At 42.6% G+C, this 23,608-nt stretch carries 18 protein-coding genes and 1 pseudogene; 8 read left to right on the top strand and 11 right to left on the bottom strand.

All coding sequences use genetic code 11. From position 1 onward, the window contains the following. Window positions 1-129: 129 nt before the first annotated feature. Complete coding sequence (locus PXH59_RS08185) at window positions 130-651, top strand: type III secretion system chaperone family protein (RefSeq protein ID WP_047767485.1); 522 nt, start codon at window positions 130-132, stop codon at window positions 649-651. Between the two features lie 24 nt (window positions 652-675). Beyond that, window positions 676-1,809 (top strand): 23S rRNA (uracil(747)-C(5))-methyltransferase RlmC, encoded by a 1,134-nt coding sequence (gene rlmC / locus PXH59_RS08180; RefSeq protein WP_285811195.1) that lies wholly within the window; start codon window positions 676-678, stop codon window positions 1,807-1,809. 189 nt (window positions 1,810-1,998) lie between these two features. Here the strand turns inward: rlmC and artM are convergent, their stop codons facing one another. The 5 genes and pseudogenes from artM to PXH59_RS08155 all read right to left on the bottom strand — a co-directional run bounded on the left by artM (window position 1,999) and on the right by PXH59_RS08155 (window position 6,088). Then, complete coding sequence (artM, locus tag PXH59_RS08175) at window positions 1,999-2,667, bottom strand: arginine ABC transporter permease ArtM (protein ID WP_285811687.1); 669 nt, start codon at window positions 2,665-2,667, stop codon at window positions 1,999-2,001. Further along, window positions 2,667-3,384 (bottom strand): annotated as a pseudogene (artQ, locus tag PXH59_RS08170) (arginine ABC transporter permease ArtQ). The gene artM and the pseudogene artQ overlap by 1 nt, the downstream one beginning before the upstream one ends. 11 nt (window positions 3,385-3,395) lie before the next feature. Continuing rightward, a complete protein-coding gene (gene artJ / locus PXH59_RS08165; protein WP_285811193.1) occupies window positions 3,396-4,133 on the bottom strand; it encodes an arginine ABC transporter substrate-binding protein in 738 nt (245 codons plus the stop codon). Between the two features lie 157 nt (window positions 4,134-4,290). Further along, complete coding sequence (gene artP, locus PXH59_RS08160; RefSeq protein ID WP_285811191.1) at window positions 4,291-5,019, bottom strand: arginine ABC transporter ATP-binding protein ArtP; 729 nt, start codon at window positions 5,017-5,019, stop codon at window positions 4,291-4,293. Window positions 5,020-5,185: 166 nt separating this feature from the next. Continuing rightward, window positions 5,186-6,088: a LysO family transporter gene (locus PXH59_RS08155; RefSeq protein WP_047767495.1), complete on the bottom strand. Its 903-nt coding sequence runs from the start codon at window positions 6,086-6,088 to the stop codon at window positions 5,186-5,188. A 472-nt stretch (window positions 6,089-6,560) separates the two neighbouring features. Here PXH59_RS08155 and macA point away from each other — a divergent pair, with 472 nt between their 5' ends. Next, window positions 6,561-7,706: a macrolide transporter subunit MacA gene (gene macA / locus PXH59_RS08150; protein ID WP_285811188.1), complete on the top strand. Its 1,146-nt coding sequence runs from the start codon at window positions 6,561-6,563 to the stop codon at window positions 7,704-7,706. Between the two features lie 2 nt (window positions 7,707-7,708). Next, window positions 7,709-9,664, top strand: coding sequence for a macrolide ABC transporter ATP-binding protein/permease MacB (gene macB, locus PXH59_RS08145; protein ID WP_285811186.1), 1,956 nt, complete (start codon window positions 7,709-7,711; stop codon window positions 9,662-9,664). A 46-nt stretch (window positions 9,665-9,710) separates the two neighbouring features. Here the strand turns inward: macB and cspD are convergent, their stop codons facing one another. Next, window positions 9,711-9,956, bottom strand: a complete 246-nt coding sequence (cspD, locus tag PXH59_RS08140; protein ID WP_047767501.1) for a cold shock-like protein CspD — start codon at window positions 9,954-9,956, stop codon at window positions 9,711-9,713. A 325-nt stretch (window positions 9,957-10,281) separates the two neighbouring features. On the opposite strand from cspD, the gene clpS reads away from it, so the two are divergent. Together clpS and clpA are read left to right on the top strand one after the other, a co-directional pair. Continuing rightward, window positions 10,282-10,602: an ATP-dependent Clp protease adapter ClpS gene (gene clpS / locus PXH59_RS08135; RefSeq protein WP_047767503.1), complete on the top strand. Its 321-nt coding sequence runs from the start codon at window positions 10,282-10,284 to the stop codon at window positions 10,600-10,602. A 32-nt stretch (window positions 10,603-10,634) separates the two neighbouring features. Next, window positions 10,635-12,920, top strand: a complete 2,286-nt coding sequence (clpA, locus tag PXH59_RS08130; protein ID WP_285811181.1) for an ATP-dependent Clp protease ATP-binding subunit ClpA — start codon at window positions 10,635-10,637, stop codon at window positions 12,918-12,920. A gap of 147 nt (window positions 12,921-13,067) precedes the next feature. Here the strand turns inward: clpA and infA are convergent, their stop codons facing one another. The 5 genes from infA to trxB form a co-directional block, all read right to left on the bottom strand. After that, entirely contained in the window at window positions 13,068-13,289 is a 222-nt protein-coding gene (gene infA / locus PXH59_RS08125; protein WP_047767507.1) for a translation initiation factor IF-1, read from the bottom strand. 163 nt (window positions 13,290-13,452) lie between these two features. Next, complete coding sequence (gene aat / locus PXH59_RS08120; RefSeq protein WP_285811179.1) at window positions 13,453-14,142, bottom strand: leucyl/phenylalanyl-tRNA--protein transferase; 690 nt, start codon at window positions 14,140-14,142, stop codon at window positions 13,453-13,455. Between the two features lie 8 nt (window positions 14,143-14,150). Next, on the bottom strand, window positions 14,151-15,911 hold the full coding sequence (gene cydC / locus PXH59_RS08115) for a heme ABC transporter ATP-binding protein/permease CydC (protein WP_285811177.1): 1,761 nt from the start codon (window positions 15,909-15,911) through the stop codon (window positions 14,151-14,153). A gap of 2 nt (window positions 15,912-15,913) precedes the next feature. Beyond that, window positions 15,914-17,683: a heme ABC transporter permease/ATP-binding protein CydD gene (gene cydD / locus PXH59_RS08110; protein ID WP_285811175.1), complete on the bottom strand. Its 1,770-nt coding sequence runs from the start codon at window positions 17,681-17,683 to the stop codon at window positions 15,914-15,916. A 102-nt stretch (window positions 17,684-17,785) separates the two neighbouring features. Beyond that, window positions 17,786-18,745 carry a thioredoxin-disulfide reductase gene (gene trxB, locus PXH59_RS08105; RefSeq protein WP_285811174.1) on the bottom strand — a complete coding sequence of 320 codons (960 nt, stop codon included), beginning with the start codon at window positions 18,743-18,745 and terminating at the stop codon, window positions 17,786-17,788. An 850-nt stretch (window positions 18,746-19,595) separates the two neighbouring features. On the opposite strand from trxB, the gene lrp reads away from it, so the two are divergent. Together lrp and PXH59_RS08095 are read left to right on the top strand one after the other, a co-directional pair. Then, complete coding sequence (gene lrp / locus PXH59_RS08100; protein ID WP_004256338.1) at window positions 19,596-20,090, top strand: leucine-responsive transcriptional regulator Lrp; 495 nt, start codon at window positions 19,596-19,598, stop codon at window positions 20,088-20,090. A 132-nt stretch (window positions 20,091-20,222) separates the two neighbouring features. Then, on the top strand, window positions 20,223-23,540 hold the full coding sequence (locus PXH59_RS08095; protein ID WP_285811171.1) for a DNA translocase FtsK 4TM domain-containing protein: 3,318 nt from the start codon (window positions 20,223-20,225) through the stop codon (window positions 23,538-23,540). Window positions 23,541-23,608: the final 68 nt, after the last annotated feature.

The following is a 23,608-nucleotide window of genomic DNA, read 5'->3' as shown; positions in this document are numbered from 1 at the left end:
AGATAAAAACCATCAGATTGTCACTGATGATGAAAAAACAAAATAGATTAATTATTGTACATACGGCTGCTTGCTGGGACGTTCCCTTAGGTAGCATGTGTAACTTCTCGGTCATATGAGGTTAATTCGATGGATTCTATGGTTATTCCCGATTTGTCAATTTTGTGCACGTGGCTTGAACAGCTCAAGATCTCTTATTTTGAGAATGATTCAGGCACAGTCTTGCATTTGCCTCATATGCAGAATATTGACGGCTTGTTTGATGCCAAGATCGATCTGTTGGGTGATGTAGTATTGCTTTCTGCTTTGGCCGAAGTCAGGCCAACTGCGATAATTCCATTGGTTGCTAATTTGAGTCAGATTAATGCTTGCTCTCTTACTGTGAAGGCATTTATCGATGTTCAGGATGAAAACTTGCCTAAGTTGATTGTGTGTCAGGCTTTCCCTATTGCTGCTGGAATGACTTTCAGACAATTCTCCAATTTTATGCAGCAGGGTGAAGAACAAATTGCGAATGTGATTTTTGAAATTCACAGCAATAACCTTCTCTATGTCAATAATGATATGGAAAGTGAGATGGAAGTTGAGGAAATTGAAGAAGCTGAAGAATCCTTAATTTCAACGAAAACATCAACATTTACTTTGCACTAATATTTTTTTGATATGGTTTTTACTATGCAATGTGCGCAGTATACCGCGGGGCATTGTCACTCTTGCCAGTGGCTCGATAAGTCCTATTTACAGCAATTATCTGATAAACAACAACATTTAAAGCAACTTTTACAGGAAGGGTCAGGAATACATTGGTTGCCACCCGTAAGTAGCAAAACAAGTGAGTTCCGTAATAAAGCCAAGATGGTAGTCAGTGGCAGTGTTGAGCGTCCATTACTTGGTATGCTGCATCGTGATGGCAGAACGGTGGATCTTTGTGACTGTCCGTTGTATCCAAAATACTTTCAGACGGTATTTGCAGTCATAAAAACATTTATCGCCAAAGCGGGTTTAGTTCCGTACAACGTTGAACGCCGGAAAGGGGAATTAAAATATATTCTTCTGACGGAAAGTCGTGCTAATGGCGAAATAATGCTGCGCTTTGTCTTGCGTTCGGAAACAAAGCTGGCTCAATTAGAGCAGGTTTTGTCTTGGCTGAAGGAACAATTGCCACAAGCAACTGTGATTTCCGCTAATATTCAGCCAACCCATATGGCAATTCTGGAAGGTGAGAAGGAAATCATTTTTACCGAACGTAAGATGTTACAGGAAACTTTTAATGGTATTCCGCTGTACATCCGCCCGCGTAGTTTTTTCCAGACAAATCCAGATATTGCTTCAGAGCTGTATGCAACAGCGGGGCGTTGGGTTAGGGAATTAAACATCAACAGTATGTGGGATCTGTTTTGCGGTGCTGGCGGTTTTGGTCTGCATTGTGCAGATAAAAAGACCCGATTGACAGGGATTGAGATCAGTGCTGAAGCCATTAGTTGTGCGAAAAGTTCTGCCAAAAGCCTGGGATTGGAGCAGGTGGATTTTCAGGCATTGGATTCCACTCAGTTTGCCCTTGATAAATCACAAATACCTGAGTTAGTACTGGTAAACCCTCCCAGAAGAGGTATTGGTAAAGAGCTATGCGAATACCTTAGCCGGATGGCACCTAAATTTGTTCTCTATTCGAGCTGTAATGCTCAGACGATGGCAAAAGATATCACTTTGCTTAAACAATATCGAATAGAAAAAGTACAGTTATTCGATATGTTTCCTCATACCGAACATTATGAAGCATTGGCACTGTTAGTTCTTAATGTAAACTAACAACCTTATATACTCGATAAACTTCAAGTTGCAATCCGCAAGACGACGCGGGGCCTTATATTTCCCCGCTGCGCGGGGAAATATAATACGCATCTTGAAGTTGGATGGGTATATCTTAATTACTCCATGATAACAATAAGTTACCACGGGCAGGAAGGGGGAAATCAGATAATTAAGGATGAATGCTGATTAATTGCGATGTTCAAATGATAAGGCTCGCTGTTCAATTATACGCATCAGCAGTGTCAGAAGACCATTTATGCAGAGGTAAATAATACCTGCGGCAATAAATATTGTTGCATCATAACTACGCCCAAATTGAAGCTGGCTATATCCCATGATGTCTAATAAGGTGATGGTACTGGCTAGTGAAGTGCTCTTGAAAATCAGCACGACTTCATTGGAATAGGAAGAAAGTGCTCGCTTAAAAGCATAAGGTAACAAGATGCGCATAGAATGCACTTTGGACATACCGAGGGCCTGGCAAGATTGCCATTGTCCGGCAGGAATTGCTTTGACAGCGCCGTAAAATAGCTGGGTTGAGTAAGCTGCACTATTCAATGTAAGTGTAACCATTGCACATAGCCACGGCTCTGACATAAGTTGCCAGAACCACGGATATTCTTTGAGCGATGGAAATTGCCCCGGCCCATAGTAAATTAAGAAGAACTGAACGAGGAGTGGGGTTCCGGTAAATAGTGTGATATAGCTTCTTACCAACTGAGAAAGTACAGGCAGTTTCATTGTCAGGATCATGGTCAAGACAATGGATAGTATGAATGCAGCCAGCAATGCAGAGAAAGTCAAACTGAGGCTGGTTTGCAAGCCGGGTAAAATTTCCTTGATATATTCAAACATCATGAAGCACTCCGTTCAAAATGGGTGGCGCGTATTTCAAGCTGTTTGAGAATAAATTGGCTGATCAGGGTGATTATCAGATAGATCACAGCAACAATCATATACCATGTGAACGGCTCCTGAGTTCGGGTAGCGATGCTTTTTGTTTGTAACATCAGATCATTAACGCTGATTAATGAAACCAGAGCCGTATCTTTTAATAAAACCAGCCATTGATTACCAAGCCCTGGCAGGGCATGACGCCACATTTGAGGCATAATCAGGCGAAAAAAAGATGCGGCTTTGGCTTAATCCCAGAGCCTGGCCCGCTTCCCGTTGCCCTATTGGAACTGCTTTTAATGCTCCGCGCAGTGTTTGTGAAGCATAAGCAGAATAGAGCAGAGACAGGGCAATAACACCGCACAGAAAAGGGCTGACATCAAAGTTGTCAATTTCCATCTGTATTCTAAAGTGCCAAACAATGAGATTGATATCAAAACCGTCCGACAGCGTAATGAGAAGTTGGGAACTGCCAAAATAGATGAAGAGAACAACTAAAATTTCAGGCAATCCCCTGATCACGGTAACCCAGCAGGAGCCTAAAAAAGCAATAGATTTCCAGCGAATGGATTCCCATGCAGCAAAAAACATTGCCAGAACTAAACCGACGATAAGCGAGGAAATGGCAAGGCCGACGGTGACACCGGCGGCATGGATTAAAGAGAGAAGTTCATTCATTAGGATTGAGTTTATTGTTTAAACCATTTTTTGTAGAGGGTATCGTAAGTACCGTCTTGTTTAACTTCCGTTAATGCTTTGTTCAGTTTGTCCAGCAACTCAGTATTACCTTTGCGAACTGCAATGCCTAAACCGATACCAAAGTAGTTTTTGTCTGTCACCTTATCACCAACTGTGCTTAATTCTTGATTCTTTTTTAGCCATTCATTGACGACAGCAGTATCACCAAATAACGCATCAATACGGCCATTTTTTAAATCAAGAATGGCATTTTGGTAGCTGTCATAAGGTACGGTTTTCAGTTCCTTATGCTGTTCCATCAAATACTTCTGGTGTGTAGTGCCATTCTGGATACCGACTTGTTTACCTTTGAGATCGGCAACTTGAGCAAACTTCCCTTTGATAGCAACGAAAATGGCAGAGTTATCATAGTAGGTTTGGGTGAAATCAACTTGTTTTTTCCGATCCGGTGTGATGTCGATACCCGCCATCAAAATATCAACACGGCGGAATTTTAAGCTGGGAATGAGGCTATCGAAAGCCTGGTTGGTGAATGTACATTCTGCGTTGAGCTTTGTACATATGGCATTCGCCAAATCGACGTCGAATCCTTGAATCTGATTATTTGCATCAATAAATTCAAATGGAGGGTAGGTCGCTTCCGTCGCAAAACGGAGTGTTGCTTTTTCTGTTGCGGTTGCTGACAAGGTCACTACACTCAATAAGGCTGCAAACAATAATTTCTTCATAGCAATATCCTGTTGTTTATGAACTTAATGGTTGATAACTGCTTTGATGTTTGTTTTATAATCGATTATCGATATATCTACTTCATCTTTCAATCTGCTACCTTACAGGGAAACCGTAGCTTGAAATCTATCGAGTTTATAGATCCAGTATGGTATTTCAATGTGATAAATAGTGAGCAAAGGCTTCTGTTTGAGGATGCATAAAATGAGTGACATCTCCTTTTTCGAGAATGTGTCCTTGTTCCATATATACAACTTGGCTTGCTGTTTTGCGAGCAAATTCCACTTCATGAGTCACTATAACCTGGGTGATCCCGGTTTCTGCCAGCTCTTTAATAATGTCAATAACTTGAGACGTGATTTCAGGATCGAGTGCAGCAGTGGGTTCATCAAACAAGAGAACCTGAGGTTCCATCATTAAGGCACGTGCAATGGCAACCCGTTGTTGTTGCCCACCGGAAAGGTGCAGTGGAAAACGGTTGGCGAATTCGCCCAAACGAAGCCGGGAAAGGAGTTTGGCCGCTTTTTCCCGTGCATGTTGTTTAGATTGCTTCAATACTCGGCAAGGTGCTTCAATCAAATTATCCATCACGGTCAAGTGTGGCCACAAATTGTATTGTTGGAAAACCATGCCAACTTTTTGGCGCAATGCGAGAATTTCTTTGTGGTTTGGTTGTTGTTTGAAATCAAATTGGTGCGTTGCCACATTGAGTAATCCGGAACGAGGCAGCTCGAGTAAATTTAAGACACGCAGCAAAGAACTCTTTCCAGCTCCACTTGGGCCTAGTAACACGACTGTTTCTCCCGATGTACATACAAAATCGATATCGAACAGAGCCTGTTGTGAGCCATAGAAACAATTGATGTTTTTTAATTGAATGCTCATGCGAAAAATATGAATAGTTAATTGATTGATGCGATATTAATCCCGCAAGCATAACTATGCAATAACATCGGCATAAAATTGTTATTTTAATCGAATTAGTAAGTTAACTCATCAAATTGCCTGCATTTTTTAGATCTTTTTTTGCTTTTTTTATTGGGTAAATCCTTCATTGAGTAAACAATGCGATGAACAAAGGCGTCAGTAGACTCAATATAAAACCATGAACGATAGCGGCGGGCACGATATTTACACCACCACAGCGTTGTAAGATTGGTAAGGTAAAGTCAATTGAAGCGGCTCCGGTTAAACCCAATGCGGTTGAACGATAGCGATTTATTAACATGGGAATAAGCATGATGGACGCCAATTCACGAGCTAAGTCATTGAAAAATGCGGTGCTACCAAGCATAGGTCCGTAAGCGTCGGAAATTAAAATGCCGGAAAGGGAATACCAACCGTATCCTGATGCAATGGCAAGGCCGGTTTTGGTTGGTAATTCCAACAAAAATGCAGCCAATACGCCACCCAACAGAGAACTTATGGCAACCACGATGGCAATAATCGTACCACGGCGATTCAGCAGGGTTTGCTTTAGGCTCATACCGTTATTACGCAGTTGAATCCCAACGAGAAATAGTAAAAAAATCAGGGCAATTTTGCTGGCTAGGCTAGAAAAGTGAAACCCTGACCAGTCTGTTAATCCAATAAGAAACCCCAAGACTAATGCACCACATAATTTGACGGAATCCAGCGCCATATGTAATCTGGAAGGGGGTTTTTCCTGTTTATGTGCATTAATAATCCATGGATCTCGTATATCCAAGAGGAAGAGGGCCAGCATATTAATTATAAAGGTGCATAGAAAAAATGTTGTTGCATACAGCAAAATAGAAAGTAAATGACTGCTCAGATTTTCCAGTATAGCCAGACTGATACCCATCAGAATGAGAATGATATAGACCATGACATTGAGTAGCTTATGCACGAAGGTTAACATCGATTTATCATTCAGATGAATAAGGTAGCCCAGAGCCAAAGGCAGGAGAATAATTATTAATCCTGAATACATGATCCTCATCCTTAATCCAATAAAAAACGTCTTTTATCTAATCTTAATCACGTCTTAATCACGAAAACTAAGCACAAAAACCAGAAAACAGACAGAAACAAAAAATTTACACCAAAATAACAAGTAGGATAAAGAGAAACATACTGAAATTCAATGCATTTTTAATCTCTGACAGAATGGATGTTATAAATAAAACTAAGTGAATCCGATATGGAATGACACAGTAGAACAGGGTGTTGCGACTATTCCATTACCTTTAAAAGAGATATTTTCCAGGATTGTTTGGCTGGTGAGAGGGAAAGTCAATTGAACGTCATTTTGGCTATTGACGTTGGTTTTTTTTAAGAAGAGATATTAGAAATTTTTCTTATCAGAAATATCCCGTTGATAGAGTTTGTTTATGGTTTATACAGTAAAGTTCAAATGAAGTCATTAAATGAGATGACATACTTTTAATGGTAGGTATTTATTGATGAAACTTCTTTTTGCCAAATATCGCTGGGTCAGAGCTGGGTTTGTTCTCATAGCTATTGCTTCTGTGTGGTTCTATTTCTTCTACCTGCCGAAGCCTATCACATATCAGACGAGTGCAGTGATAAAGGGAGATTTCGAAAGAAGTGTCTTAGCGGTGGGTAAATTGGATGCGGTCAGTAAAGTTGACGTAGGGGCTCAGGTTAGTGGTCAGTTGAAAGCGCTTTATGTGAAATTGGGGGATAAAGTTAAGCAAGGCCAATTATTGGCATTGATTGATCCACAAACAGCAAAAAACACTGTGGCTGAAATTCAGGAAACAGCAAAATCACTGGAGGCTAATCTCCGTGGCGCACAGGCTGAACTAAAACTTGCACAACTCAAAGTAAATCGCCTGAATCATTTGTTTAAATTACATTTAATTTCCCGGCAAGAATTGGACTCCAGCATAACAGATATGCAGTTTAAGGCCGCCAGAATTGACGATTTAGCGGCGCAAATTAAGCAAAATAAGGCCAAACTTGATACGGCAAAAACGAATTTGCAATATACCAGAATTACTGCCCCAATCGCGGGCATTGTGACAGATATCAAAACATTTCAGGGACAAACCGTGATTGCTGCACAGCAAGCACCGACTATCCTGACCCTCGCAAATCTTGATACTATGATTGTTAATGCAGAAATATCGGAGGCTGATGTCATCAATTTAGCGCCGGGACAGAAAGTCTCATTTACCATCTTAGGGGCACCAGGAAAGCTATTTCACAGCGTCCTGAAAGATACCTTGCCAACACCACAAGTTGAGAATAACGCCATTTTCTACTATGCCCGCTTTGAAGTACCTAATCCCGAACATATTCTGCGTTTGCAGATGACTGCGCAAGTAAAAATAGCGCTTCAAACTTTGCATAATGTATTGATGATCCCAATTTCAGCTTTGGAGATAGCTTCTCACCAATATACGTCTTCAACTCAGCATGTACTTTCTACGCAATATGAAGTGAGTGTTTTGCATAATGGCAAAGCAGAAAAACGTAAAATCACAATAGGAGCCTTTGATAACGTGAATGTTCAGGTGCTCTCTGGCTTGAAGGAAAACGAACGTGTGATCACCAGTCTCAGTGATAGTAGTGTAGAGGAGTAATAATGGATACATTACTGGAACTAAAAGGCGTTAGTCGTAATTATCCTGCTGGAGAAGGGCAACTCACTGTGCTGGATAATATTTCGTTATCGATACAAGCCGGAGAAATGGTGGCTATTGTCGGCGCTTCTGGTTCAGGTAAGTCTACTTTAATGAATATACTTGGCTGCTTGGATAAACCTAGCAGTGGAGAATATTGGGTCGCGGGAAGAAATATTGCTGATTTGGATAGTGATCAATTGGCTGAGTTACGCAGGGAGTATTTTGGGTTCATTTTTCAGCGCTACCATTTATTGACTCATTTAACCGCCGAGCAAAATGTTGAAATTCCGGCGATTTATTCCGGTGTTTCCAAAATACAACGTCGTGAGCGGGCTATTGAATTGCTAAAAAGCCTTGGATTGGAAAATCGGATTGATTATCGACCAAGCCAGCTTTCAGGAGGACAGCAACAACGGGTCAGTATTGCCAGAGCACTTATGAATGGCGGTCAGGTCATCCTTGCTGACGAACCGACCGGAGCATTAGATAGTACTTCCGGCCAGGAAATGATGGATATCTTGAAGAAACTCTGTCAACGAGGACATACGGTTGTTATTGTTACGCACGATCCTAATATTGCTGCACAGGTACAAAGGGTGATTGAAATTAAAGACGGGCGTATCATGAGTGAGGTACGCTCTTCTGAACGCCCCAAATTACCCCTCCCTTCTTCTGTAGAGACAAAAACGGTCAATGTAAAAACCTCTTCAGTGCAACAAATCTGGGGACGTTTTAATGAAGCGTTATTGATGGCATGGCGTGCCATGAATGTGAATAAGCTACGGACTCTGCTGACAATGCTTGGGATCATAATAGGCATTGCCTCTGTTGTAACGATCGTAGTGATTGGTGATGCGGCAAAATCGATGGTGTTATCACATATTAAATCTATCGCAACTAACTCTATATCAATTTATCCAGGAAAAGATTTTGGCAGTGATAACGCTTTGGATATGCAGGCACTGAAACTTACTGATATTCCAGCAATAAAATCTCAGCCCTATGTTCAGGCTGTTTCTCCCGAATTTATGAATGAGGGGCGTTTGCGTCAAGGCAATATGGATGCTAAAGCACAAATATCGGGGGTAGGAAGTGATTTTTTTCAGGTATATGCAATGAAATTTTCTCAAGGCATTCCTTTTACTTCAGACATGATTGAGCGTCAGTCTCAAGTGGTTATCATTGATGATAATACACGTAAGAAGTTCTTTCCTTACCAGGGTAATGTGGTAGGCAAAGAGTTACTGTTAATAAATATGCCCTTGACAGTGATAGGTGTCATTGCTAATGGGCAAAGTCTTTATAGCAGTAATACCTTACAAGTTTGGGTGCCTTACAGTACGATGAATAGCCGTTTAATGAATCAAAACTACTTGAATTCGATTGCTGTCAGGTTGAAAGATGACCATGCGTCCAATGAAGCCGAAGAAAAAATTAATCAATTGCTGATATTCCGTCATGGTAAAAAAGACTTTCACACTTATAACATGAATAAAACCATTAAAATAATGGATAAAACAACACGGACGATGCAAATATTTTTAACGTTAGTTGCGGTAATATCCTTGGTTGTCGGGGGAATTGGTGTCATGAATATCATGTTGGTATCAGTTACCGAGCGTACAAGGGAAATTGGTATTCGTATGGCAGTAGGGGCCAGAACCAGTGACATTATGCAGCAATTCCTTATTGAAGCTGTTTTGGTTTGTTTAATAGGGGGGATACTGGGGATTATTCTGTCATACAGCATTTCTTTTATGGTGCAATTGATGTTACCGAACTGGGATTTCGTTTATAACTTCACTGCATTTATCATTGCATTTGGTTGTTCAACGGCAATAGGGATAATCTTTGGTTTCCTGCCGGCAAAAAATGCAGCTCACCTCGATCCTATAGAAGCACTGGCAAGGGAATAAAATAGCACGCCACAAATAAGCTTATTGTCTATTTGTGGCGTGGAAATTACGAATTTATCGGGTCACTATTTTTTGATTTTGAACCATTTTCCAGAGGTACAATAAGGCTGGCATGGTTACCTTTGGGGCCTTGATGAACGCTAAAGTTCACTTTTTGCCCCGCTTTCAGCGTCCTATAACCATCCATCTGAATGGTTGAATAGTGAGCAAATATATCCTCGCCACCGCTGGCCGGGCAAATAAATCCAAAGCCCTTTGCATTATTGAACCATTTAACAGTACCTGTTTCCATACTTCTCTATCCCTCGTATCACGATTTCGGATTTAGGCGTCACTAAAAATTTTAAAATATGAACAAACGCCCAGACAGAAAGCGGTGTTCATAAAACATACTGTAGTGAAATTCATTACGTCGTCAAGCATATAAACAACGTCAGGTTGTCTCAAATGACTAAAGTTTGATATAGATAACGGTATCCGATTTTTAGGCAAAATCCTGCTCTGCTAATCAAGGAAGGGGTAAGCAGAGTGCTTTATGAAGTGATAAAATATATAGCAGTAGAATGAATGAGTTCGTACTAAAATCCAGCGGACAGTTAATACCCAGCGGAAGAATAATGACTGAGTTTTATAACGATTTGAAAGTTGAAGAATTTATTGAGGATGATGTAAAACAAAAACTACAACCACCATCAATGTATAAGGTTATTCTTAACAATGACGATTATACCCCTATGGAGTTTGTGGTTGACGTATTGCAAAAGTTCTTTTCTTATGATGTTGAACGAGCAACGCAACTAATGCTGGATGTCCATTATAAAGGAAAAGCAGTTTGCGGAATTTATACGGCAGAGGTCGCAGAAACTAAAGCTGCGCAAGTGAACATGTATGCTAAGGAGCACGAGCATCCATTACTTTGCACGCTGGAAAAGGTCTGATCTGGCTTATTGAAATTTAGGAGGAGGTGCTTATGCTCAATCAAGAACTGGAGCTTAGTCTCAATATTGCTTTTGCCAAAGCAAGGGATAACAGACATGAATTTATGACTGTAGAGCACCTGTTGCTGGCGTTGTTAAGTAACACATCAGCGCGAGAAGCACTGGAGGCTTGTAAAGTCGATTTGGCGATGTTACGCCAAGAATTAGAAAGTTTTATTGCACAAACCACCCCCTTGTTATCTGAAAACGATGACAGGGATACACAACCTACATTAAGTTTTCAGCGTGTTTTGCAACGTGCGGTATTTCATGTTCAATCTTCGGGGCGCTCGGAGGTTTCTGGGGCGAACGTCTTAGTTGCTATTTTTAGTGAACAGGAATCCCAGGCTGCTTATTTACTACGTAAGTACGACGTCAGTCGTTTGGATATTGTGAACTTTATCTCTCATGGAACGCGCAAAGATGAATCAGATAATGATGTTCACCACAGTATCAATCCAGTTCAGGAAGAGCCGGTAATTAGTGAAGATCGGTTGGAAAATTTCACGACTAATCTGAATCAATTGGCACAGAAAGGACAAATTGATCCGCTTGTCGGCCGTCAGAGTGAATTGGAGAGAACTATTCAGGTGCTCTGTCGTCGCCGCAAAAATAATTCTCTGCTTGTTGGCGAATCGGGTGTGGGTAAGACGGCCATTGCTGAGGGGCTTGCATGGTGTATTGTGCAAAAGAATGTTCCCGAAGTGATGCTGGATTGTACCATCTATTCTCTTGATATTGGCTCATTGTTGGCGGGAACAAAGTATCGCGGTGATTTTGAGAAGCGCTTCAAGTCTTTGTTAAAAACATTGGAACAGGACAGTAAAAGCATTCTCTTTATCGACGAAATCCATACTATTATTGGCGCAGGTGCCGCATCGGGTGGGCAGGTGGACGCAGCTAATCTCATTAAACCGCTGTTGTCCAGTGGGCGTATACGGGTAATTGGTTCAACGACGTACCACGAATTCAGCAATATTTTTGAAAAAGATCGGGCCTTGGCTCGTCGATTCCAAAAAATTGACATTCTTGAACCTTCTTCTGAAGAAACGGTACAAATTATCAATGGGCTGCGTGCTAAATATGAAGTACATCATGATGTTCGTTATACAGCGAAGGCCATCCGGGCAGCAGTCGAGTTATCTGTGAAGTATATTACCGATCGTCATTTACCGGATAAAGCCATTGATGTTATTGATGAGGCTGGTGCAAGGACCAGATTAGTGCCAGCTAGCCGCCGTAAGAAGACGATCAATGTTGCCGATATTGAGACTGTTGTTGCCCGCATAGCCCGTATTCCAGAAAAAACGGTGTCAGCCAGTGATAAAGATGTATTGAAGACACTGGATGAGCGTTTGAAAATGTTGGTCTTTGGTCAAGAAAAAGCGATTACTGCTTTGACGGAAGCCATTAGGATGAGCCGTGCTGGATTGGGGCAAGATCATAAGCCAGTAGGATCTTTCTTGTTTGCAGGGCCAACAGGAGTGGGGAAAACAGAAGTCACAGTTCAACTTGCCAAGGTTTTGAATGTCAAGTTATTGCGATTTGATATGTCAGAGTATATGGAACGTCATACTGTCAGTCGTTTAATCGGTGCTCCTCCGGGTTATGTTGGTTATGATCAGGGAGGATTATTGACCGATGCAATCATCAAGCATCCTCATTCTGTTTTGTTACTGGATGAGATTGAAAAAGCCCACCCTGATGTCTTTAACCTGCTGTTACAGGTGATGGACAATGGTACATTGACTGACAATAATGGCCGCAAGGCGGATTTCCGCAACGTTATTTTGGTGATGACAACCAATGCAGGGGTACGTGAAATACAGCGTAAATCCATTGGATTCACTGAACAGGATAATAGCCCGGATGGTATGGAAGAGATAAAACGGATTTTCACACCTGAATTCCGCAATCGTCTTGATAGCATCATTTGGTTTGATGCGCTCTCTCCTGAAGTTATTCAGCAAGTTGTTGATAAATTTATTGTCGAGTTACAAGCCCAATTGGATGAAAAAGGCGTCTCTTTGGAAGTCAGTGCAGCAGCCCGCCAATGGTTATGTGACAAAGGTTATGATAAGGCGATGGGAGCACGACCTATGGCCCGTGTCATTCAGGACAATCTCAAAAAACCACTGGCGAATGAGTTACTATTTGGCTCTTTGGTGCGTGGCGGCTCAGTCAAGATTAAACTTGATAAAGCTAAACAGATATTGGTATACGATTTTAAGCGTGCCCAAAAATCGAATAAAAAGAGATCAGAAGATGCTGTATTGTAACATGCTATATCGATATAAACGGAATAAGCACAAATAGTATCAGTGATAGAAACGGGTAACTGACTGGTGATAAAAAGTAAAAATTAGCAGCTACACCACAGGTGAATTTTGAAAAATACGATCACCTGTGGTGCTAGGATATCTTAATCAGCGGCTACGGAAAGTAATGCGTCCTTTTTCCGGATCATATGTAGTTAGCTCAACTGTAACCTTGTCTCCTGTCAGGATGCGGATATAGTTCTTGCGCATTTTTCCTGAGATATGAGCAGTGACAATGTGTCCGTTGTCTAATTCAACGCGAAACACAGTATTTGGCAGTGTTTCTAAAACAGTACCTTGCATTTCAAAATTAGTGTCTTCTTTGGCCATCTAATCCTCTAAATGTAACAACCATAGTTTTTAACCGGCAAGATAATGCCGAAAAACCATCACTATGTAAAGGAATGTCGTATTTTAAGCCATCATTTTACCTACGATACTATGATGGCTAGTGACATTCCCACCATGAACAGCATCTCTTTCTAAGAGATGATTATAAAACCAGCTTTTGTACAGACCAGCAGCCTGATTGCAATGACTGCTTTCTTAATTGATAAAGATACTGGAGAAACTTTTCTCTCGGAATATTTTTAGCGCCCAATGATTCTGTATGGTGATTTAACACCTGACAATCAAATAGTTGGCCGCCATGACGTAAAAAATGGTGATAGAATGCAACAAAAGCACACTTGGAAGCATTCTCCATTTTACTAAACATCGATTCACCACAAAATAGTGTACCGACACAAACGCCGTATAAACCACCCACAAGTTGATGGTCATGCCAGACTTCAATTGAATGGGCTAATCCTTCTTTATGTAAGGTTTGATAACCTTTTTGAACATCTGACCCAATCCAGGTGCCTTCTTGTCGTTGAGCGCAATGATATATCACTTCATCAAAAGCATAGTTTACCGTAATTTGGTAAGTATGTTTGTGAATAAATCGACGTAGTGTTCGGCCAATATGCAATTCTCCTGGAATTAACACGGCCCTGGGATCGGGAGACCACCATAAAGGCGGCTCATCAGGCGAATACCACGGAAAAATCCCCCCATGATACGCTACTCGTAAACGTTCTGCACTTAGATCTCCGCCAAATGCCAATAAACCATTAGGTTCAACCAGCGCATTAGTGGGATGGGGGAATTCATATGAGTTACCCAGTTGAGCTATCGACATCAGTTGCATCACCTTTGCTCAGGATAGCTCTGTAGCTGATAAAATTGTTGCCGCTGATAAAATTGATAGTAACGCCCTTGTTGAGCCAGCAGCGCATCATGCTTACCTTGCTCGATAATGCGTCCTTCATCCATAACGCAGATTCGATCCATGAATTGTAAGCCTGTGAGTCGATGGGTAACGATAATCAAGGTTTTGTGCTGGCAACTACGGTGTAGCAGCGCCAGAATTTGCTGTTCTGTATCGGCATCAAGCCCTTCAGTTGGCTCATCCAGCAACATTAAAGGGGCATTGTGCAACAATGCTCTGGCAATACCCAGGCGCCGTTGTTCTCCACCGGAAAGCTGACGTCCACCTTCTCCCATCCAACAGTTTAGCTTTTTATCAGTGTCTAACAAGTATCCTAAACCTACTTGTTGCAGTACGGTTGTTAATTCAGCGTCATCAGCACCTGGTTTTGCCAATAAGAGATTTTCACGCAAAGTATGACTAAAAACATGTATCCGCTGGGGAACGATAGACATCATTGAACGCAATGTTGACTCATCATAGTGGGCGATCGGGTGCTGATTGAGTTGAATCTCACCGCTATTGACATCCCAGGCCCGCGTCAATAATTGCAAAAGCGTGGATTTTCCGCACCCTGTCTTTCCCAGTAAAGCAAGATGTTCGCCGGATGTCAGGGATAGAGAGATATTTTTCAATACTGACTGTGGCTGGCCCGGGTAGGTGAAATCAACATTTTTTATTTCAAGGCTGAGATCGCTATTTGCTTGCGGTCCATGAGAAGGAAAGGTGACTTCCGGTTTTTGATTCATCAACTGAGAAACACGAGTCGCAGATGCAATGACTTGCCCCATGTGCTGGAATGCCACGGTGACTGGGCCAAGTGCTTCGAACGCAGCAAGGGTGCAAAATGTAAACAGTGCGATTAATGCGCCCGTCTGACTATTTTCTCCCACACCTGCCGCCGCTAGCCACAGTATCAGCGTCACTGTCATACCGGTGGAAAAAATCATGATAGCTTGTGAAAGGCCGGTTAAACCGGCTTGTTTTTGCTGGTTTTTCAACCAATCATTTTCAATCTCTGTCATGGATTGACGAAAGCGTTTGAGGGCACCAAACACACTTAATTCAGCTTGCCCCTGCAAGGCGCTGGTCAGTAATGTACGATATTGACCGCGTTGTTGAGTCATGTTTCTGCCATAAGGTTTTCCTGCATGGTAAAACACGTAAGGTAATACCAGCAGCAACCCTAACATAATACCGCCAATAGTATAGGCGAGGGTGAAATCAAGGAAGCTCAGGCCGAATGTCAGAACGAAAATGACGACGAAAGCAGCGAGAACAGGGGAAATAACTCGCAGATACAAATGATCCAGTGTTTCGACATCAGCAACAAGCCTATTTAGCAATTCACCTTGACGAAAACGAGCAATGCCTCCAGGAGAAAGAGGCAGTATTTTTTGAAACGCGAAAACACGTAAATGAGCTAATACCCGTAATGTTGCATCATGGCTGACAAGCCGCTCACCATAACGACCCGCAGTACGAAAAATGGCAGCACCGCGAACACCGGCAGCAGGCAGCATATAGTTAAACGTATATAACCCAGCGAACCCAGCCAGGGCTGTGCCGGCAAGGAACCAACCCGAGAGTGTTAGCAAGCCAATACTGGCTAGCAGCGTCACAATCGCCAATAGCATACCTAAACTGATGAGAAACCAATGGCGGCGATAGAGCGCGAGAAATGGAAGTAATACACGCATGATTAAAGCTCCACACTACGGTGAGATAACAAACGAGAAAATACACCCTGAGACCGGCTTAAAGTTTGATAATCACCTTGTTCTATAAGCAATCCATTTTCCATTACCCAAATCTGGTCATATGCCAGCGTTTCTTCTAGCAAGTGAGTAACCAGTAATGTGGTTTGTTGATGCGAGGCCTGATTTAAGGCCATCATCACACGCTGTTCGCTATGGGCATCAAGGCTGGCGGCGGGTTCATCCAATAGCAATAATTGGCAAGGATTTAACAATGCTCGCGCTAGCGCAATACGCTGGGCTTGTCCGACAGACAGACGAGCAGCATTGTCACCTATTACCGTATTAATACCATCTGGAAGGTCGTTAATAAACTCATTGACATAAGCCTGTTCCATCACATCATTGATTTGCTCTTGTGTTGCGTCATATTGACCAAGACGAATATTATCGAGCAGTGTCTGTTCTGGCAGGTGTGGGTTTTGCCCAACCCAACTTAAGCGTTCACGCCATTTGGTGAGGTTGAGTTCACGCAACTCAATGCCATTGATTTTCAAGGAACCATGATAAGGTAAAAATCCCAGCAATACATTGATTAATGAACTTTTTCCCGCCCCACTTTTTCCAACCAGAGCAATCCGTTGGCGCTTATCAATGGTAAAATTCAAAGGGCCAGCAAGACAATGTCCATCGTGGGACATAATTTCCAGTCCGTAGGCCTCAATGGTAACGGGTTCTTTATCTGATAGTATTTGCTCGCCACTCCTTGCGATCTGTTCTCCATCGCTGCTAAGTAAGGTGAAGAGAGATTCTGCCGCCCCTATTGCCTGGGCTTTGGCGTGATAAAACGTACCTAAATCGCGCAGTGGTTGAAAAAACTCGGGTGCGAGGATTAACGCGAGGAAACCTGCAAACAACGTAACACCTACGCCATAGCTACCAAAGTGCAATTCTCCCAAATAGGAAAAACCAAAATAAACAGCAACAACGGCAATAGAAATTGCGGCAAAAAATTCTAAAACCGCGGAAGATAAAAATGCCATGCGCAGAACTTCCATCGTTCTGCGGCGAAAACTTTCTGTTGACTCGGTGATTTGTTCAACTTCCGCTGCCCCTCGATGGAACAGGCGCAACGTTTCCAAACCCCGTAAACGATCGAGAAAATTACCGCTTAATCGGCTGAGAGCAACAAAATTGCGCCGATTAGCATCTGCGGCGCCTAAACCCACCAATGCCATAAATAGCGGAATCAATGGCGCGGTTACAAATAAAATCAATCCTGCGGCCCAATTAATTGGAAATACAGTAATCAGGATTAAGATAGGGATCATCGTAGCAAGAGCAATTTGAGGTAGATAGCGAGAGTAGAAATCCTGCATGTCTTCTATCTGCTCTAGGATAATGGTTGCCCAACTTCCGGCGGGTTTCCCCTTAACCCACAGTGGACCTAGTTGTTCAAGTTTATCCAGTACCATATTGCGAATATGTTGGCGTACAACTTTGCCACAAATAAATCCGACACGCTCCCGAACAGCATTGACAATCGCTCGTAATGCAAAAATAGCAGCCAACATTAGGAATTGGTCGATAAGGTTTTCACGGGGAACATTATCCATAATCAGGGCTTGCAGGATTGTCGCTAAGAGCCAGGCCTGAGAAATAATCAGCAATCCATTGATTAAGCCAAGGAACATTGATAAACGAAGCCACCGACGGGCAGGCGCAGTTTGCTGTTTCAGCCATCGAACCAGTTCAGATTGTCTTGTTTTGTCCATAAGATAAATTTCTGATTAGCGGGTGATGATACGGAATATCAAAACAAGCTGTATGTTACCTGTTAAAAAGCGCTACCGGAATAGCGCTTTGGGAAAGATAGATTATTTAGTTGCCAGCCCGTCAAGGAAACGTTCAGCATCCAGTGCAGCCATACAGCCCGTGCCTGCTGAGGTGATAGCTTGGCGATACACATGATCCATCACATCTCCAGCGGCAAAGATACCAGGAATAGAAGTCTGGGTGGCATTACCATGCAAGCCAGATTGGACTTTGATATAGCCGTTTTCCAGTTCCAGCTGGCCATCAAAGATGCCTGTGTTTGGACTATGGCCGATGGCGATGAAAACGCCGGTAACATCCAGTTCTTCGGTATTATCACTTTTCGTGTCGCGGATACGGATGCCAGTAACCCCCATATCGTCACCCAGAACTTCATCCAACGTACGATCAGTATGCAGAATAATGTTGCCGTTCTTCACTTTTTCCATCATACGGTCAATCAGGATTTTCTCTGAACGGAAAGTATCACGACGGTGAATCAAATGTACTTCAGAGGCAATGTTTGCCAAATACAGTGCTTCTTCAACGGCAGTATTGCCTCCACCGACTACAGCAACCTTTTGTTTGCGATAGAAAAATCCATCACATGTTGCACAGGCAGATACCCCACGACCTTTGAAAGCCTCCTCGGAAGGCAATCCGAGATAACGGGCAGATGCTCCTGTCGCGATGATTAAAGCATCACAGGTATATTCCTGATCATCACCCAATAAGCGGAATGGTCTGTTTGAGAAATCAACTTTCTGAATATGGTCAGAAATGATTTCTGTTTGAAATTTTTCGGCGTGTTGGAACATGCGCTCCATCAAGCCAGGGCCAGTCAGCCCTTCAGGATCTCCGGGCCAGTTCTCAACCTCAGTCGTGGTGGTCAATTGGCCGCCCTTTTCAACCCCGGTAATGAGGACGGGATTTAGATTAGCGCGGGCTGCATACACCGCAGCGGTATAGCCAGCAGGACCTGAGCCAAGAATGATAAGTTTACTGTGTTTGGCTGTGCTCATGAATACCTCATTTCCATTATCGCATATTGCAGATTTGGGGATTGTAGGAGAAATAATAAGTTAAAAAAAGCAATTATCAGATAAAATATTCATGTTATTAACGATTTTACCGATAGATAGTAACTATGATGTAATCGTATTGTAAGAGACGATTGTTTAACTTTCTGAATTGAACATCATTTATACATATGAGACATAAAACAAGCTATCGAAACGATTTACTGAAAATTTATTTGGCAGGTTGTTCTGATTTTTGTTCATTTACTTTGACAATCGGCTGTGCATTTGCGAAAACATCAGTGCAAGAGATAATTATCTCTCCTGCTAATCAATTGTTTCTATAAAATAGACAAACTAGGATGGGTGATTTTCTCATAGAATATAAAAATTGCCGTTAATTTGTTTCTGAAAAACTTAGTGTTTTGGGAGCTGGTATCTTAAGAAACCGTGTTCTGGGAAATGATGTTTCTGAGAGACAATGTTCTGGTAAATCGTGTCGTATTCCTAATGGATCCAAGTTGTCGTGCGGCGGCAAGGGAACAAACCCTCAAGCGCATAGAAACTAATATGAGTGATGAGTGGCTGATATATGAGTAACTGAGTGATTGGGGTGAGTGAGCACAGCTAACATAGCAGCAACTTGGAAGGCAAAAGGGATAATTAATCGAATTCTGGGAGATTATGGTCTGGGGAATCGTATTCTGGGAGATTGTTTCTAGAGTTGTAGTAGTTCTTAAACCTTGGTTGCAGATTGAGCGTTAACCTTTGAAGACATCTTTTCCAGCTCAACCGATTGAAAGAGATAGGGAAAATGTTTTAGGTGTAGGAATATTAAAGAGAGAGCAATAAGATGATAGATAATAAGAAGCGTCCAGGAAAAGATCTTGATCGTATAGATCGTAATATCCTTAACGAGTTGCAAAAAGATGGTCGTATTTCTAACGTGGAGTTATCCAAGAGAGTTGGTTTGTCACCCACACCTTGCTTGGAACGTGTGCGTCGTTTAGAGCGTCAGGGCTTTATCTCTGGCTATACGGCTTTGCTGAATCCTCATTATTTGGATGCATCATTGCTGGTATTTGTTGAAATTACGCTGAACCGGGGTGCAGCAGATGTATTTGAACAATTTAATACCGCTGTTCAGAAACTAGAAGAAATCCAAGAGTGTCATTTAGTTTCTGGTGATTTTGACTATTTGCTGAAAACACGCGTGCCAGATATGTCTGCATATCGTAAATTGCTCGGAGAAACTCTGTTACGTCTTCCTGGTGTTAATGACACCCGTACTTATGTTGTAATGGAAGAGGTGAAGCAGAGTAATCGTTTAGTGATTAAGACTCGCTAAACTTTCATCTAAAATGTACAGATGCAAAACAGGAAAAACTTAGGTACACTCCTGTTTATGCATACAGTTTCAACGCTGAGCTACCCTCAGCGTTGTTCCGTTTAATCAACAGAAAAACCTGGAGAGCCTTTCTTGAACCAGGAATATACAGAAGACAAACGTGTTAAATTAAAGAAGATAAGTAGTGGCCGCCGGTTTCTGGAAGCCGTTTTGTTGGTTATTGCTATCTGTGCTGTGTACTTGATGGTAGCGCTTATCAGCTTCAATCCATCTGATCCCAGTTGGTCACAGACGTCATGGCATGAACCCGTCCACAATTGGGGGGGCAGTGTTGGTGCCTGGTTATCTGACACGCTATTCTCGGCATTTGGTATTCTTGCCTATGCAGTCCCGCCCTTTATGTTGTTAGGTTGCTGGAATGCTTTCCGTCAGAAAGATAGGCAAGAGTACATTGATTTCTTCACACTTGCATTACGCGTTATTGGTGCTTTAGCCCTGATACTGACGTCATGTGGTTTGGCTGCCCTCAATATTGATGATTTAAATGACTTTGCTGCGGGCGGAGTCATTGGTAATTTATTCAGCAATGCGATTCTGCCCTGGTTTAGCACCCTGGGGGCAACATTGGCCCTGCTTGGTATTTGGATCGTTGGATTCACATTGTTTACAGGGTGGTCATGGCTTACGATTGCAGAAAAAATTGGTGCAGTTATTCTGGATTCACTGAGTTTTGTCGTCAATCGTGGCCGTAATCATGTTGAATATGACGAAAACAATTTAGAGAATACGTTAGGTTCTGAACTTTCAGCCAGTGAACAAAAACCCGCAGAGCAAGCAGATAAACCTGAAATCGTTAAATCTGCGGTTGCTACTGAAATGCCAGACGCAGATGAAGATGATGTATTATTGACAGCGCCAACATTAACCGAATTAGCTAATACAGATTCAGCGTTACAGCCTACAGCCGCTTCTCCAACCTCTCCAGCATTGGATCAATTTCAGGAACAGGAACAGGAACCGGTTCGCTATTCTTTTGAATTACCGGATGATGACCAATCAGATACCAATCCACAATCCGATGACTCTTCTCAGGCGATTTCAAATCTATCCACAAACAGTTCTGCTGACACAAATACGCATTCACAAGATGATGTAACAGAGACATTTACTCTTCCTGCAAATGATCATGTTCATTTGAAAAATACGGCAGCGGATATTGCGAGTTCTGCTATTGTGGTAAAGAATCCACAGATTAAACAAGGTATTGGACCTGAAATGCCACGCCCTAATCCGGTTAGGATCCCAACCCGTCGCGAATTGTATGGTATAAAAGTGCCTTCTCACCGCTTGGCAGAACACATGCAACGAAAAGAAGAAGAGAGGCTGAATGAGTTGGTTGCAGAAGCTAATGAACAGCGAATGGATGCCCAACAGCAAGACATGTTGCGTCAGCAATTCCTCTATCAGCAACGTGAGCGCTATGGTGTTGATTTTGAGGAAGGAAACAGAGAGTCAGCGTCTCGTGAAGCAAGTACGCTGATACATAAGCAACCAACGGCAGCTGATGAGTGTACGAAAAATAGCGCCGATCGCCAGATCATAGGCGAACAAATAGTAAACGAACAAATAGTAAACGAACAGCCGATAGACGTACAAAAAGCACAGGAAGAAGCGTTGCGGATAGCATTTAAGCAACAGCAACGTGAACGTTACCAAGTAAATCAACCTGCGCCTACTGAATCTGTACTTATGCCAACAGAGCCACTGAATCAACAAGCTCAGGAAAAAAATATAGCGACGGCGCTTGATTCTCACGAATCGAGAAATCAGCATATTTTTGCGCAGCAACCGCAGCAACCGCAGCAACCGCAGCAACCGCAGCAACCGCAGCAACCGCAGCAACCGCAGCAAGATAGCCTGTTCCATCCATTTTTGATGCGCAATGATCAGCCATTACCAAAGCCAACGACGCCGATGCCTTCTTTGGATCTTTTGGCAGAACCACCAGCGGAAGAAGAACCGGTTGATATGTTTGCGCTTGAGCAAACTTCTCGTTTAATTGAAGCGCGTTTGAATGATTATCGCGTTAAAGCGGATGTTGTTGGATTCTCTCCAGGGCCTGTTATCACACGATTTGAATTGGATTTAGCTCCTGGAGTGAAGGCTTCGCGTATTTCTAACTTATCACGCGACCTCGCGCGTTCGCTTTCAGCGGTAGCCGTCCGTATCGTGGAAGTTATTCCGGGACGACCTTATGTTGGTTTGGAATTACCCAATAAAAAACGCCAAACAGTTTATCTGCGGGAAGTTTTGGACTGTGAGAAATTCCGTGATAACCCATCACCGTTAACCATCGTCTTAGGAAAAGACATTGCAGGGCAGCCGGTTGTGGCTGATTTGGGTAAGATGCCTCACTTATTGGTAGCAGGAACGACGGGTTCGGGGAAATCGGTAGGGGTCAATGCGATGATCCTCAGCATTCTGTATAAAGCGAAACCAGAGGATGTTCGCTTTATTATGATTGACCCGAAAATGCTTGAGTTATCGGTTTACGAGGGCATTCCACATTTATTGACTGAAGTTGTCACCGATATGAAAGATGCAGCCAATGCATTGCGTTGGTGTGTAAATGAAATGGAGCGACGTTATAAGTTGATGTCAGCTTTGGGGGTGCGCAATATTGCGGGCTATAACGACAAGATCAAGCAAGCTGAAAATATGGGGCGACCGATCCCTGATCCGTTCTGGAAACCCGGTGACAGTATGGATACAACGCATCCTATGCTGAAAAAAGAGCCTTATATTGTTGTTATGGTTGATGAATTTGCCGACTTAATGATGACAGTCGGGAAAAAGGTGGAGGAATTAATTGCACGCTTGGCTCAGAAAGCACGGGCAGCAGGTATCCACTTAGTATTGGCAACTCAGCGCCCTTCTGTTGATATTATCACCGGACTGATTAAGGCAAATATTCCGACACGTATTGCATTTACAGTATCCAGTAAAATAGATTCCCGTACCATTCTTGATCAAGGTGGTGCAGAATCATTGCTTGGTATGGGGGATATGCTTTATTTGGCACCAAACTCTTCCATTCCTGTACGTGTTCATGGTGCATTCGTGCGCGATCAAGAAGTGCATGAAGTTGTGAATGACTGGAAAGCTCGTGGCCGCCCTCAATATATAGACAGTATTGTCAAAGGGGGAGAAGATGGTGAAGGCAGTATGGGATTTGATAGCGATGAAGAGCTAGATCCCCTGTTTGATCAAGCGGTTGAATTTGTGGTCGAAAAACGTCGTGTCTCTATTTCGGGCGTGCAACGTCAATTCCGGATTGGATATAACCGGGCAGCCCGGATTGTCGAACAAATGGAAGCACAACAGATAGTGAGTGCACCTGGGCATAATGGCAATCGTGAAGTTTTGGCACCTCCGCCCCATGAACATTAATTATCGCTGTGAAATGTAAACAGTATCGGCAATTGATAGCTGATAATAAAACGAATTGAAGGTATCTC

It is taken from the genome of Xenorhabdus bakwenae (genome assembly GCF_030272115.1).
GTDB lineage: Bacteria > Pseudomonadota > Gammaproteobacteria > Enterobacterales > Enterobacteriaceae > Xenorhabdus > Xenorhabdus bakwenae.
The sequence above is the reverse complement of the archived record's forward strand: the minus strand, read 5'-3'. Positions and strand labels throughout refer to the sequence as shown.